Below are 13,972 nucleotides of genomic sequence, written 5' to 3'. Positions count from 1 at the left end.
ACTGCGGGGATCAGCCCGCCGTTACTCGCTTCTTGCTCTTCGTGGGTTTGGATGCGGTCTTGACGGCCGCAGGAGACTTCCGACGCGACCGGACGGTCTCCGTATCAGCCGGAGCGCAGACACCGTCCTCCAAGGCTTCCAACAGTTTCTTCCGAATCGCCCGCAAGCGCTGGGGGCTTTCGATCTTCGAGTTGAGCGCATCGTGAACATAGAAGCTGTCGACCGCGCGCTCGCCATAGGTGGTGATTTGAGCCGAATCGATCATCAAGCCGAGTCGTGCCAGCGCCAAGGTTAGCCGGTAAAGCAGGCCCGGCCGGTCGCGGCCGTTGACCTCAATCACCGTGTGCTGGCGGCTCGCCGCGTTGTCGATCAACACACGGGGCGCCACGGTGAAGATCTCGAAGCGGGACGGCAGATTCGGCGCTTGGCGACGAAGTTCGGTCAGAGGACGGATCGAGCCGGATAGCGTCCGTTCGATCGCCGCGTAGAGCTTGGCGAGCTTGCTCGGCTTGGCGAAGGCGCCGCCGTTTGCAGCATCGCGGACCCAGAAGATGTCGAGCGCCATGCCGTCCTTGTGGGTGAAGATGCGTGCGACCTCCACGTTGGCACCTGCCACTGCCAAGGCGCCGGCTATCCGGTTGAAGAGACCAGCATGGTCCGCCGTATAGATCGTCACTTCGGTCGCTTCGCGGTAGGGATCGACACGCGTGTCGACAGTCAGCAGCCGCTGCTCGGCTTCGGCGGTACGGATTAGCCGCGCGTGGCGCACCAGGGTTTCCACATCGAGAGAAAGCCAGTAGGCGTCGTAGCCACGTTCGAGAAAACCTTCGATCCAATCCGGGTCGAACGCTTCGGCGCATTCCTCCAGAGCTTGCCGCAGAGCCGCTTTCTTCACCTCGATCCGCCGTTCCCGGCCTTCGGTCGAGAAACCGCCGGACAGCACCTCTTCGCTCCGCCAATAGAGCTCGCGCAACAGAGACGCCTTCCAGGCATTCCAAACGCCGGGACCGACGGCACGAATGTCGGCGACCGTTAGGACGAGCAGAAGGTTCAAGCGCTCGCGCGACTGCACGAGCCCGGCGAAATCCTGAATGGTCTTGGGGTCATCGATATCCCGTTTGAAAGCGGTATCGGACATCGCAAGGTGATGCAGCACCAGCCAGGCGACCGTCTCCGTCTCCTCAGGCGAGAGACCGAGGCGCGGGCAGAGACGGTGAGCGATCTTGGCCCCCTCCTCCGAGTGGTCGCCCGGACGGCCCTTGGCGATATCGTGCAGCAGGACGGCGAGGAAGAGCACACGGCGATTGAGAACCTTGTGGACGACGCTGCTGGCGATCGGCGCTTCGTCCTGCAGCTTGCCCTGTTCGATGGCATGCAGGATTCCGATCGCGAAGAGCGTGTGCTCGTCGACCGTGTAGTGATGATACATGTTGAACTGCATCATGCTGACGGCCCGCCCGAAGTCGGGCAGGAAACGGCCCAACACGCCGGCCTCGTTCATCCGCCGCAATGCCGTCTCGGGGTTCTGCTCGCCAGTCAGAATGTCCAGGAAGACCTGGTTTGCCTTGGGCGTCTCGCGAAGTGCCTTATCGATGTGTTTCAACGACTGGGTCGCAGAACGCAGAGCGTCGGGGTGGATATCCAGATCGTTGGCCTGAGCAACCTGGAAGAGACGCAACAGGTCGACCGGCTTATCGGCGAAATGCTCCGGCCCCTTGACGGTGAGGCGATCTCCCTCGAGCTTGAACCCGCCGATTTTGCCGCGGCCCCGCAGCAGCGGCAGCCGAAAGCGGGAGCGTCGGTTGTGTTCCGCCTCGATCTGGGCGCAGAAGATCCGGGTCAGATCGCCGACATCCTTGGCAACCAGGAAGTAGCGCTTCATGAAGCGTTCGACGGCCTTCTTGCCGGCGTGCTCGGTGTAGCCCATGAGTGGCGCGATGGCATGCTGCAGATCGAAGGTCAGCCGCTCCTCGCCGCGACCGGTCTGGTAGTGCAGCCAACAGCGCAGGGTCCAGAGGAACTCGAGAGCCTTGCCGAAGGTCCGCGCCTCCGCCTTGGTGAAGACACCCTTATCGATCAACTTCTCGACCGCATCGACCTGATACAGGAACTTACCGAGCCAGAAGATCGTGTGGAGGTCGCGCAGTCCGCCCTTCGACTCCTTGACGTTCGGCTCCAAGGCGTAGCGCGAACCTTGACCGTAGCGTTGGTGTCGCCGGCTGCGCTCCGCCAGTTTGGCTTCAGCGAACCAGAGCCCCTTGCCGGCCTGAACCTCGGCGGCGTAACGCGATTTGAACTCCAGGAAAAGCGCCTGATCGCCCCAAAGAAAGCGGGACTCCAGCAGGTTGGTGGCAATGGTCACGTCCTGGCGTGCCTGGCGCAGGCAGTCGTCGACGCTGCGGGTCGCGTGGCCGACCTTGAAGCCGAGATCCCAGAGATAATAGAGGACCGACTCGATGACCTGCTCGCTCCGCGGCGTCGTCTTGTAGGGCAGCAGGAACAGCAGATCGATATCGCTGTAGGGCGCCAGCTCTCCGCGACCGTAGCCGCCGGCGGCCGCGAGAGACAGCCGCTCCGCCATGGAAGGATTGGCCAGCGGATACAGATCCTGCCCGACGTGATCGTAGATCAGGCGAACGATCTGGTCGGCCTGCCAGGCCAAAAGTGCGGCCGTTGTCCGACCCGAAGCACCCGCCTCGAAGCGCCGTCGGATTTCCTCGCGCCCCTGCGCGAGCGTTCCCTTCAGCAGCTCCAGAATCTCGCTGCGCGCCCGCTCCGGCGTCGAGGCGCGCATCACAAGCGCCGCCATCCTGTCCTGCAGCTTCCCGCGATCCAGGATCGCACGGCGGTTCCCAGCGCCTTGCGGACGCGACACATAGCGGCGGCGCGCACGTGCCGGCGGCACCGCGCCGCTGTCGGAGCGCTGCTCGTCCTGCTTCAGGGTAACTGTGGTGTCCATAACGTCCTGTTGTGGCCTGTTTTGGAGGAATGCGCGAGAAGAGGCTCCCTGTTCGATGTTGGCAGATCGGGGCTTATGACAAGGTGAAGACCCTGCACCGCAGCCGCGACCGTCCTACATGGCAGCCATGGGTATCGAGCTTCTCCGCCGGCAGTGCCGCCTGTTCAGAATGCCGCGCCATTCGACATCGGTGCAACTACGGCGCTCTCGATCGGGGTGGCCAGGCTGGCTAAACAGAGTTCTCGCGCGGGGCCCCGTCTGGCTGTTCTGCCTAGCTCTTATCGCCTGCAGCCAAGACCCCGCGTCGGAACCGGCGCCCCAGGCAGGCTCACTTTCCAGCCCCACCGAACAGTCGGAGTCGAACGCGCGGGTCGGCAGCAACCCGCTGGCATCCCTGACCTCAGTGGTCACGCGAGACGCCGGCGGTCGCCCGGAAGTCGAACTGCTGGTCACCGGGCTCAGACGCGACGAACGCGTCGTCGAGCTGCGCCTGACGGGTCCGGAGAACCAGAGGCGTGTCGCATCCCCGGACTCCATTCGCCACGGCAGCCGCTTGACGGGACGCGCGGCCAACCCCCGTGTCGGCCTGTCAGGCGGCTCCAACGAGGGAGTCGGCGTCACGCTCAGCCTGGATCTCCTGACGCGGCGGTCGCAGCAACCAGAGGAACCGCCCGAGGTCCTGCGCGCCTGGGCGAGACTCGCTCTGCCCGAGGGCGCGGATCCGGAAGACTGGACCGCCAGCGCCATCATCGAGGACAGCTACGGCGAGAGGCAGCAGCTGACCGCAGACGAGCGCGCGCCCTAAACCTTATGATGAGAGTAGGATTCACGCCTTAGGTAGAATCGCCAAAGCGATCCCACCTAAGGCGATCCTGCTCTAGAGCTCCAGCACGTCGCGCATGGAGTAGAGCCCGGCCGGCTTGCCCTGGAGCCAGAGGGCGGCTTTCAGGGCGCCTTGAACGAAGACCTGCCGGCTCGAGGCGCGATGCCCCAATTCGAGCCGCTCGCCCTCCGCAGCGAAGATCACGGAGTGGTCGCCGGCCACGTCGCCGCCGCGCAGCGTGGCGAAACCGATCGTTCCGGCCGGGCGCGGACCAGTTTGCCCATCGCGCACACGCACGCTGGCGTCGTCGAGATCGACGTTGCGTCCCTCCGCCGCCGCCTCGCCGAGCGCCAGCGCGGTTCCCGAGGGCGCATCCACCTTGTGGCGGTGATGCATCTCCAGGACCTCGATGTCGTAGGCCTCGTCCAGCTTCGCGGCAGCCTGGCGCACCAACTCCATCAGGAGAGTTACCCCGAGGCTCATGTTTGCGGCGCGAAGCACCGGCACCGTCTGGGCCGCGCGCTCCAGTTCGGCCAAGTGTTCTTCCAGCAATCCCGTCGTGCCGATCACCAGCGCCGTTCCATGCTCCGCCGCGAGCCCGGCATGCAGGGCAGTTGCCCGAGGCAAGGTGAAGTCGATGACCAGATCGCTATCGGCGAAGATGACAGCGGGCGTGTCGACGGCCGAGCGGCCGAGCGCTTCGCGCCCCGCCAGAACTCCGAGATCCTGACCGACAACAGCACTGCCCGGCCGCTCGCTGCCGCCCGCCAGCTGTGCACCTGGCGTATCCATGACGCCGGCCAGCAGTTGCCGCCCCATGCGTCCGCCACAGCCCAGAATACCGATCCTGACATCACCCATCTTGGTCCTCCCCTGGTCGTGTAAGCTGGGCCACGACAGCTTCCCTAGCGGCGCCACAGCTCTATGTCGAGCGCATGAACCGCAATCCTGCGCAGACGCCCGCCCTAACCGTCTACTACGACGGTGCCTGCCCGTTGTGCCGGCGAGAGGTTGCGTTGTATCGGCGCCTGGACCGTCATGGCCGAATCGCCTGGGACGACGTCAGCCGCCCCGATGCCGAGCCCGGGTGCGGCTTGACGCGCGAAGCGGCCTTGCAACGCTTCCATGCTCGCCATCCGGACGGCCGACTTGAGAGCGGCGCAGCCGCCTTTGTCGCGGTTTGGCGGCAGTTGCCGGGCTTCAGCCGTGCGGCACCCTTGGCGGCTTGGCCGCCGATCCTGCGACTTCTGGAAGGCGCCTACCGGAACTTTCTCAAGATCCGCCCCTGGCTTTCCCGCCAAATGGCGTGACGGCCGTCATGGGGCTGCAAGTCGTCTGGTTCAAACGCGATCTTCGAAGCGGCGATCACGCTCCCTTGGCCGAAGCCGCCCTGCGCGCGTCGGATCTGGGGCCCGTCCTGCCGCTCTACGTCGCCGAACCCGACGTCTGGGGCGCCGAGGACATGAGCGGGCGTCACTGGGCCTTCGCGGTCGAATGCCTTCAGGAGCTGCGCCAAGCGCTGACCGCGCTCGGCCAACCGCTGGTGATCCGGCAGGGCGAGATCGTCGCTGTCCTGGAGGCGATTCACCGCCGGCACGGCATCACCGCCATCTGGTCCCATCAAGAGACCGGGAATGCGGTCACCTTCGCCCGCGACAAACGCCTGCAGGCCTGGACCCACTCAGAGGGCATTCCCTGGCACGAACTTCGCCAACACGGGGTCATTCGCGGCCTGGCCTCCCGAAACGGATGGGCTCGCAAGTGGGATCGCTTCATGGCCGAGCCGACCGCCCCGGAGCCATCCATGCTTCAGCCGATTGCGGACATCGCAGAAGGCATCCTGCCAACCGCGGCAGATCTCGGCCTGCGCCCGGATCCCTGCGGGCAGCGTCAGCAAGGCGGACGGCAGATCGGACTGGGGCTCCTCGAAAGCTTCCTGACCGAGCGCGGTCGGACCTACAGGCGCGCGATGTCCAGCCCGGTGACCGGCTTCGCGGCCTGTTCGCGCCTGTCGGCGCATTTTGCCTGGGGGTCCGTATCGCTGCGCGAAGCAAGTCAGGCGGCAAAGCAAGAACTCCAGCGGCGGCGGCAGAGCGGCGCGAAGGCCGAGGGCTGGTGTGGATCGCTCAACTCCTTCATCGGCCGCCTCCATTGGCACTGCCATTTCATGCAGAAACTTGAGGATGCCCCCGGGATGGAGTTCGACAACCTCCATCCGGCCTACGACGCCCTGGACAAACCCATGGACGACCGGCGCTTCCAAGCTTGGGCCGAGGGTCGGACCGGTCTGCCCTTCGTGGACGCCTGCATGCGCGCGCTGATCGACACCGGCTGGATGAACTTCCGCATGCGCGCCATGCTGATGGCCGTCGCGAGCTATCATCTCTGGCTGCCTTGGCGCCCCACCGGCCTGCATCTTGCCCGGCTCTTCACGGATTACGAGCCCGGGATCCATTGGCCGCAGACGCAAATGCAGTCGGGCACCACCGGCATCAACACGGTGAGGATCTACAACCCCGTGAAGCAGGGGTACGACCAGGATCCAGACGGACGTTTCGTGAAGCAGTGGGTGCCGGAACTGCGAGCGGTACCGGCCTCCCACATCCACGAACCCTGGTCGTGGGGCGAAGCTGCGCAGCTCGACTACCCGGCCCCGGTGGTCGATCACAAAGCTGCGGCGCAGCGCGCGCGACAGGCCATCTGGGCGCTCAGAAGATCGGACGCCTTTCGACAGAACGCCGAGGCCATTCAGGCCAAGCACGGCAGCCGACGTTCGGGGCTGCAGCAAACGGGCCGGCGTGGCCGAAGTCCAAAGCGGGCCGATGGACGTCAGGGGAAGGATGGGCGTCAGAGAGAAATGGAGCTGTGAGCCGCGGCACGCGAGGCGGTGGCAGGCGGGGAGGCGGCAGGCGGGGCGGCAAGGCCGAGCTACCCCGAAAGACCTGCGCGCACTGCGGCCGACCCTTCACTTGGCGCAAGAAATGGGAACGTGTCTGGGATACCGTACGTTATTGCTCTGAACGCTGCCGCCGCGCACGTCGCGATAAGGGTATCGTAGGGATCTAAGAAGATTGCCAGAGCTCGCCATCGGGTCTTAAGGGTTACGTTGTGGAGACAGAGACAGCCAGTCCGACAGATCGGCTCCCGAAGTTGGAGACCGACCGCCTTTTGCTCAAGCAGATCGGCGCCGAGGACCTAGATGCCATGATGGCGCTAGACTCCGATCCCGAAGTGATGCGCTTCATCCGCACGCCGATTACCGAGGAGACGCAGCAGGATCGCCTGGTGCAACTCGTCGGTCGGGTCGATCAGGACTATGGCCCAGGACTCGGCTTCTGGTCCGTCGTTCCCAAGCAGACCCCGGAGAGGTTTCTGGGCTTCGTTCTCCTGACCACGTTGGACGGCAACAGCGAGGTTGAAATCGGTTGGCGCTTCGCCCGCGATACCTGGGGCCAAGGCTACGCGACCGAGGCGGCCGAGGCCGTTCTGGACTACGGTTTCCGGGACTTGGCGCTCGATCCGATCGTCGCCGTCATCAAGCCCGGCAACCAGCGTTCCCTTGCGGTCGCAGAACGACTGGGGCTTAGACGCGACGGCACGCGGCATGCCTACGGCGTCGATCTGCCGTTCTACCGGCTCGAACGCAGCGCTTGGCTGACGCGGCCAGGCGGCTAGCTCTTCGCGGCTTGCCGCCGGCGCTCTGCTCTGGCAGAGACCTGCCCCATGACGCAACAGCCCGATGCTCAAGGTTTTCTCGATCTTTGGCCGACATGCCTGCTCAAACGCCAGTTACCCGGCGCGAAGGAAGCGAACGGCGTGCTTTCCGGCATGATCCTCGACCTGGACGCCAAGTCGGACGACCTGACGACCGACTACCTGGGCGGCAACTTCCTGGAATCCGACCATCCCGCGGTCGCCTGGCTGCGCAGTTGCATCAACAAGACGGCGGTCGACTACCTGCAGCGGGGCGGTCTGGACTACGAACTGCGCTGGTCGCTGCAAGGTTGGGCCAACGTGAACCGCTTCGGCGATTACCACGACCTGCACAACCATCCGCACGCCTATCTGTCCGGGACTTATTACGTGGCCGTGCCGCAGGACTCCGAGAAACTGCCCGGCCGGCGCGACCGGCGCCCCGGAGCGATTTCCTTCTACGATCCACGGGCTCAGGCCAATATGACGGCCATCAAGGGCGACCCGCAGATCGAGGCCGAATACACGCTGCTGCCGGAGTCTGGCACGATCCTGCTCTGGCCGGCCTTTCTGCACCACTTCGTGCATCCGAACCTCAGCCGCAAGCCACGGATCTCCATTTCCTTCAATCTCGTTCTGAAGCGCTCCGAGAGCTATCTGCCCGAGCAGCACTGAGGCTCGAGACGCTGCCCACCGTAAAAGTTGGGACTTGGCTTTATGCTTTGGTTTGAAGGCGCAAAGACGATCTCGTACTAGCTCCGCTCGGCCCGACGCAGACGATCTTCGACCTCGCCCAGCTTGTCGGTCGTCTCCTCCAGGCGGCGCGCCAATACCCGCATGATTTCGACTCCCATCTCCGGAAAGTCGGCGAGCAGCCGATAGAAGAGATCGGTCGTGATCTTCAGAGCCGTCAATTCGTCGGTCGCAACCACCGAGGCAGTGCGAGGGACGTCAATCAGGATCGCAATCTCGCCGATGATCGCGTTTCGACCGACTTCGGCGACCTTCACGGGACCGTCGACGGTGTCCTTGAGAATGTCGGCCTTGCCGTCGACGATGATGTAGGCCGCATCGCCGGGATCGCCCTCGCGGCAGAGCGCCTGATCCGGCTTGAAGGTCATGCGTTCACTGGCGAAGGCCATCAGCTTGAGGCGCGCGGGCTCGAGATTGGCGAACAGCGGTATCCGCTTCAGAACCTCAACTTCCTGCTCCAAACCCATTGCTCTTGCCCTCCGCCTCGCGGTCCTTGCTTGTCGGAACCGCCCCCGTTACCCCTGTCGCCGGTTTCGACCGGCTATCAACCGAACCGACCCTTTCGTTGGCCCGACGTCAGTCCGACGCCAGAAGGTCTGGAAGAGCCCGGCCCTTGTCCCTCAAGTCGCAGAACGCACCCTGCTCGACCAAGCGACCGTTCTGAAGAACCAGAACCCGGTCGAACCGTTCGGCCAAACGAGCCCGCTCCAACGCCCAGACGATACCCGTCTTGCCGCGATGCTGCAGCAGGCGATCGAGCAAGTGCGAACGAGTTGCCCCGTCCATCACCGCTGTCGCCTCGTTGAGAATCAGCAAATCCGGGCGTTTCAGGAGAGCGCGAGCAATCGCTACTTTTTGGCGTTGGCTTGCCGACAGCAGCTTTCCCGCAACCCCGACATTATAGTCTAGGCCAACCAAGACAACCGCATCGTGCAGACCCAGCTCCTCGAGCGTTTCGGAAACGGTGGCGCCGACCGTCTCCTCCGCCTCGGCCCGGCCATAGACGAGGCGCCCAAACAGGATGTTGTCCATCAGGCTGGCTGCCGCGTTGTAGGCGCGAGCGTCATAGAACTCGACGGCGTCGGCGTCCTCCGTCTCGATGCGGTGATGCAGCGCATCGCGCGCCTTCAATAGGCGCTCGCGGAAATCGTCGTCTATCAGATCCAGGCGGTGTCGGGCGTCGACGTAGCGGAACGGCAAGGCCAGAAGCCGCTTGCGATCGACCTCGGGCAGCCCGTCGGCGCCCGATTTCTCCGCCCGCTGAACGAGCTGGCGAAACTCCGGCAAATCGTCGGCCGAAATGAAACTGAACTGGTCGAAGAACGGGTGGCCCGGCGGCAGATCAGCGAAAATCTCGACCATAGTCTCGGCAATGCTGAGGCCCTTGGCGAGCAGCTGCGCTTCGAGTTCGGCCTCGCGCAGAACCTCCAGCACCAAGCGGTTGTCGGGCAAGGCTTGAGGCGCGTACTCCGGCTTGCGCGGCGTGCCGAACAGCAGGTTTTCCGCCAGGGATGCATTGGGGTTGTAGGCCGCCCGGTCAAAGCGCACGACCAAGTCCTCTTGGCCCTGCGCCGCCAGACGCTCGGTCAGGCGCGCCCGCGCCTTCATCAGACCGGCGGCCACCTCCGGCTGCTTCTCCGGATCGATGGTGCGTCCGAGCCCGAAGCGATAGACGTCGGCATTCAGGTCAACCAAGTTCAGGATTTCGAGGAGCTGCCTTTCGAGCGCGTCGGGCCCATCGCAGCCGGCCGCCGCATAGTCGATCCAATCCGCTTGCGGATCGAAATCGATATTGCCGGTCTTGCGGGCTTCCGCCAGATGCCAGTGATGCTGCTTCAGCGCTTCCCCGTCGCGCTCGCGATCCGCCAAGGGCCGGTGCTTGAGGCCGTAGACCAGATTTTCCCGCACAGACTGAGGAAAGAGGTAGGCATCCGGCCCAACATACCCGAGGCGCCGACCCGTCGCGGCCTCCGGCAGTTTCGTCAGAGCCTGAGCGCCGATCTGGATCGAGCCCCCGGCCGGCGGCACCAAAGCCGCCAGCAGAAGAGCGAGATGGTCCTTGCCGCTGGCGGCATCGCCGACCACGGCGGTGGCGGACTCGAGCGGCATCTCGAAACTGATCTGATCGAGAATGCGGTTGTTGGACTCGTCGGTCAGCGTCAGGCCCGAGACCTTGAGGTCGCCCTCGAACGGCGTGACCTCGACCGAGGGGTCCTGCTGAGCGGAGGAGACCACGTCGGTCGGCTGGAACTGCTCGATGACCTGGTCGTACTTGATCTGGACGTCGTTTCGGGTCTGCTCCCAATTCAGCAGCTCGCGGACCGGGCCTGGCAGATCCTTGTAAGCGGCGATCACGGCGACCAGGGCGCCGATGTCGAGCTGCCCGTTGATCGCCAGCAGGCCGCCGGCCGCATAGAAGACGAAAGGCGTGAACTGCCCCAGGAAGTTGTTGAGAAACTTGACAAAGAACTTGCGTTGAAAGATCTCGAATCGGATCGCGAAAATTCGGCCGAGACGGCCGGTCAGCTCGGCTCTCTCCCAATTGGAGGCGTCGTGAGCATGCACTTCGACCGCGCCGTCCATGACCTCGCCGATGCGCCCCGCAAGTTGGCGGGCGGTGAGCTGACGTTCCTTGCCGAGACGCAGGATCGGGACGCGCAACTTCGGAATCAGAATGGCCTGAATCGCCAGAACGGCACCCGCCACCAGCCCCAGCCAGACCGACTGGATCATGATGAAAACCATGGCCGTGATCGCCTGACCGCCCAGGAAGGCGGGAGTCACGAAGGCATCGCCGATGAAACCGCCCAGCGGCTCCACCTCATCCTTGATCATGGTGGCGACTTCCGCCGACTTCATGCGCCGCAGCGTTCGCAGACGAAACCGCAGCAGACGGTCGGTCAGCTCGTAACGCAGACGCCGGAGCATGCGCTCGCCAAGCCGACCCTTGGCGGTATTGATCACGAACTTGAAGCCGCCGTTGACGCAGACCAACGCGAGGAAAGTGAAGCTGAGCGCCAGCAGAAAGCCAGGCTGCGCCAACTCCAACCCTTCGAACAGCAGGATGGGCTCGCCGGTCATCGCCTCACCGAACGGCAGATGAATGCGTCCGAAAAAGCGGGTGTCGTCGACGGAGTCGAAACCCTGTCCCTGAATGCCCTGATTGACGATCTGCTTAGGCAGATTCAGGGACAGGAAATAGAAAGGCAGGGATAGCACCACCAGCAGCAGAATCGCCAACTGATCGCGCCGCGAATGACGCCAGATGTAACGAAACAGATTGGCTTCCATGGCCAGTCGGCCGACCTCAACCCTGCCAAGGGAGGCGTCTGCCTCCTGGAATCGGCAGAGCCTAAACTACAGAGAGGAAACTGGGAATGGGGCGCAAAGGCCTTTATGTCCAAGAAGTTGTGAGACCGGTCACAGGATCGAAGATCTAACGCCACCAGTCGTCTTGCAGGCTCGCCTTGCGCAACCCACCCTTTGCCATCGTCGTCCCGTCTGGCATGATCGGCTGCGGTTGCGATGCGCGAAGCCGGATCAAGCTACGCGGGGGAACATCGCCGTCGAGGCGCTGGTGTCAGCGCGGGGGACGCGGGGCGATCAGGTCCGTACCATCGGACGGGTTCCGCAGGTGGGGGGTGTCCTTCCAGATGTCCGATCCTGATTTGGCCGAGCGCCAGCGCGGCGCGCGGATTCTGATCTACAGTCACGATTCCTTCGGCCTGGGCCACCTGCGGCGCTGCCGGGAGATCGCGCATGCCCTCGTGGAAGCCGACAGCAAGGCCAGTGTGCTGATCCTCTCCGGATCCCCGATTATCGGCAGCTTCGACTTCCGCAGCCGGGTTGATTTCGTGCGCATTCCCGGCGTGATCAAGCTGCGCAACGGCGAATACACCTCCTTGACCTTGCCGCTGGCCGTCGAAGACACGCTGTCCCTGCGCGCCTCGATCATCAAACACACGGCCGACGTTTTCGATCCCGACCTCTTCATCGTGGACAAGGAGCCACTGGGCCTGCGCGGCGAGGTCACGCCGACACTCGGCTTGATGAACCAGCGCGGGGTGCCCTGCGTGCTGGGCCTGCGGGACGTGATGGACGATCCCGAGATGCTGGCGCACGAATGGGAGCGCAAGCACGTTCTGCCGGCGCTGAGCCAGTACTACGACGATATCTGGATCTACGGGCTGCCGCAGATCTGTGAGCCACTGGCCGGTCTCGACCTGCCGCCCTCCGTCGCCAAGCGCATCAGCTACACCGGATACCTGCGCCGACCGGCCGCCGCGGCACCGCAACCCGTCTATCTGGAAAAGATCGCCGAACCCTACGTTCTGGTCACCGTAGGCGGCGGCGGCGACGGCGAAGCCATCGTGGACTGGGTCCTGTCGGCCTACGAAAGCGACCCTTCGATCCCCCATCCCGCGCTTATCGTGCTGGGCCCCTTCATGGGCAGCGAACAGCAGGCTGACTTCATGGCACGCGTCAACCGCCTGAACCAGGTCGAGGCCCTGACCTTCCACCCGCAGGTGGAGAGCCTGATGCAGCGCGCGATCGGCGTCGTCTGCATGGGCGGCTACAACACTTTCTGCGAAGTCCTGTCCTTCAACAAACGCGCCCTGATGATTCCACGCACCGAGCCTCGGCTGGAGCAGCACATGCGGGCCGCACGCGCTCAGGATCTGGGATTGGTGCGCATGCTGGAGGCCGGCCAGACCGGGCGCGACCGCAGCCCCAAGGCCATGGCGACGGCGCTGAAAGGCCTTTCGCATCAGTCCCGGCCGGCCGAGCGGGTGATCCCTGGGTTGCTCGACGGCAGCGACAACGTGGTGCGCCTGGCCGAGCAGTGCCTGACTCACGGGCGCCGGCCTCACCTGATAACCGCCGGCACCGGCGTTTAGAGACTGTTTGGGACTGCTCTATTCCGTCCCTCTCCCCCACCCGGCCACCCATTCAGGATACTGTCGTGGGTGACCGGGTGGGGGAGAGGGACGGAACAGAGCCCAGAATGGGCCTGCAGGGCCATTCTCAAACAGTCTCCTCGCCGGTGTAGAACTCCGGCCAGGCTTTCTTGGCGACAGGCCCCTTCTCCGAAAAGGCGTGGCAGGAGTTAAGCAAGGCCGGCTTCTTGCCGGTCGGACGGCTCCCCTCCTTATTCGAGCGGACGGGGTACATCGCCTGGTAGGCCGGCGTGGCCATGGCCAGCAACAGCTCGACCAGGTGCGTGCAGCCCTCGACACCGCCCAGGCGGCTGCGCACCTCCTTGCGCCAACCCGGTCCGATCCTGACTCCGACCATGCGCTGGAAGTTCGGAGTGATCGCCGGGCAGATCCCGAACGGTCCATGATCGGTGACCGCCTCGATTGCCTGGATGACGAAATCTTCGTCCAGGGTCAGGCGGATCGACATGTCGTGGAGCGGATCGCCTGCGTCGATGTAGCCGCGGTGGTCGTTGGGAAAACCGTAGGTCTTGGTATCGACGATGCGGCCTTCGATGTCCCACAAACCGTCATCGCGGCGATAGCCGGCGAAGTCGTAACTGCGGGTGTGCAGGTGTTCGCGGTCCACGGCGGGCGCGGAAAGCGGCATAAGGGCCTCCGGCAAGGTCATGACCGGCGCGGCTCTTCCGGAAATCGGCAGGCTGGTTGCCGTTGGCGAAAGGACGACCCCGTCCGGAACGCCGGTGCTGCACTGCACTATAGGGGGAGGTCCGCCCTAGTCCAAGGCGGAGAGCGGCACAGGTTTCG

At 64.4% G+C, this 13,972-nt stretch carries 12 protein-coding genes; 7 read left to right on the top strand and 5 right to left on the bottom strand.

Annotation, left to right across the window (positions count from 1 at the left end):
- Positions 1-10 precede the first annotated feature (10 nt).
- On the bottom strand, positions 11-2,959 hold the full coding sequence (locus ACO054_RS18255; protein ID WP_421708011.1) for a [protein-PII] uridylyltransferase: 2,949 nt from the start codon (positions 2,957-2,959) through the stop codon (positions 11-13).
- 403 nt (positions 2,960-3,362) lie between these two features.
- Here ACO054_RS18255 and ACO054_RS18250 point away from each other — a divergent pair, with 403 nt between their 5' ends.
- The gene (locus ACO054_RS18250; protein WP_421708010.1) at positions 3,363-3,764 is read left to right on the top strand and encodes a hypothetical protein; all 402 of its coding nucleotides are present in this window, start codon (positions 3,363-3,365) and stop codon (positions 3,762-3,764) included.
- A gap of 72 nt (positions 3,765-3,836) precedes the next feature.
- Here the strand turns inward: ACO054_RS18250 and dapB are convergent, their stop codons facing one another.
- Complete coding sequence (gene dapB, locus ACO054_RS18245; protein WP_421708009.1) at positions 3,837-4,643, bottom strand: 4-hydroxy-tetrahydrodipicolinate reductase; 807 nt, start codon at positions 4,641-4,643, stop codon at positions 3,837-3,839.
- A gap of 74 nt (positions 4,644-4,717) precedes the next feature.
- Between dapB and ACO054_RS18240 the strand changes: the two genes are divergently transcribed.
- From ACO054_RS18240 to ACO054_RS18220, 5 genes are read left to right on the top strand one after another with little or no spacing between them, the layout of a single operon-like run.
- On the top strand, positions 4,718-5,092 hold the full coding sequence (locus ACO054_RS18240) for a thiol-disulfide oxidoreductase DCC family protein (RefSeq protein WP_421708008.1): 375 nt from the start codon (positions 4,718-4,720) through the stop codon (positions 5,090-5,092).
- A gap of 8 nt (positions 5,093-5,100) precedes the next feature.
- Positions 5,101-6,651: an FAD-binding domain-containing protein gene (locus ACO054_RS18235; protein WP_421708007.1), complete on the top strand. Its 1,551-nt coding sequence runs from the start codon at positions 5,101-5,103 to the stop codon at positions 6,649-6,651.
- Complete coding sequence (locus tag ACO054_RS18230) at positions 6,648-6,848, top strand: DUF2256 domain-containing protein (RefSeq protein WP_421708006.1); 201 nt, start codon at positions 6,648-6,650, stop codon at positions 6,846-6,848. The genes ACO054_RS18235 and ACO054_RS18230 overlap by 4 nt, the downstream gene beginning before the upstream one ends.
- 42 nt (positions 6,849-6,890) lie before the next feature.
- On the top strand, positions 6,891-7,457 hold the full coding sequence (locus tag ACO054_RS18225; RefSeq protein WP_421708005.1) for a GNAT family N-acetyltransferase: 567 nt from the start codon (positions 6,891-6,893) through the stop codon (positions 7,455-7,457).
- 48 nt (positions 7,458-7,505) lie between these two features.
- Complete coding sequence (locus ACO054_RS18220; RefSeq protein ID WP_421708004.1) at positions 7,506-8,150, top strand: TIGR02466 family protein; 645 nt, start codon at positions 7,506-7,508, stop codon at positions 8,148-8,150.
- Between the two features lie 77 nt (positions 8,151-8,227).
- Here the strand turns inward: ACO054_RS18220 and ACO054_RS18215 are convergent, their stop codons facing one another.
- Both ACO054_RS18215 and ACO054_RS18210 read right to left on the bottom strand, forming a co-directional pair.
- Positions 8,228-8,695, bottom strand: a complete 468-nt coding sequence (locus tag ACO054_RS18215) for a cyclic nucleotide-binding domain-containing protein (protein ID WP_421708003.1) — start codon at positions 8,693-8,695, stop codon at positions 8,228-8,230.
- 109 nt (positions 8,696-8,804) lie between these two features.
- Positions 8,805-11,519, bottom strand: coding sequence for an ATP-binding cassette domain-containing protein (locus ACO054_RS18210; protein ID WP_421708002.1), 2,715 nt, complete (start codon positions 11,517-11,519; stop codon positions 8,805-8,807).
- A 362-nt stretch (positions 11,520-11,881) separates the two neighbouring features.
- Here ACO054_RS18210 and ACO054_RS18205 point away from each other — a divergent pair, with 362 nt between their 5' ends.
- On the top strand, positions 11,882-13,126 hold the full coding sequence (locus ACO054_RS18205) for a glycosyltransferase family protein (protein ID WP_421708001.1): 1,245 nt from the start codon (positions 11,882-11,884) through the stop codon (positions 13,124-13,126).
- A 127-nt stretch (positions 13,127-13,253) separates the two neighbouring features.
- On the opposite strand, the gene ACO054_RS18200 is transcribed toward ACO054_RS18205, so the two are convergent.
- Positions 13,254-13,835, bottom strand: coding sequence for a DUF2889 domain-containing protein (locus ACO054_RS18200; protein ID WP_421708000.1), 582 nt, complete (start codon positions 13,833-13,835; stop codon positions 13,254-13,256).
- Positions 13,836-13,972: the final 137 nt, after the last annotated feature.

Origin of the sequence: Algihabitans sp. (genome assembly GCF_965226985.1) — a bacterium.
Lineage (GTDB): Bacteria > Pseudomonadota > Alphaproteobacteria > Kiloniellales > DSM-21159 > Algihabitans.
This window is presented reverse-complemented; position numbering and strand designations above follow the sequence as displayed.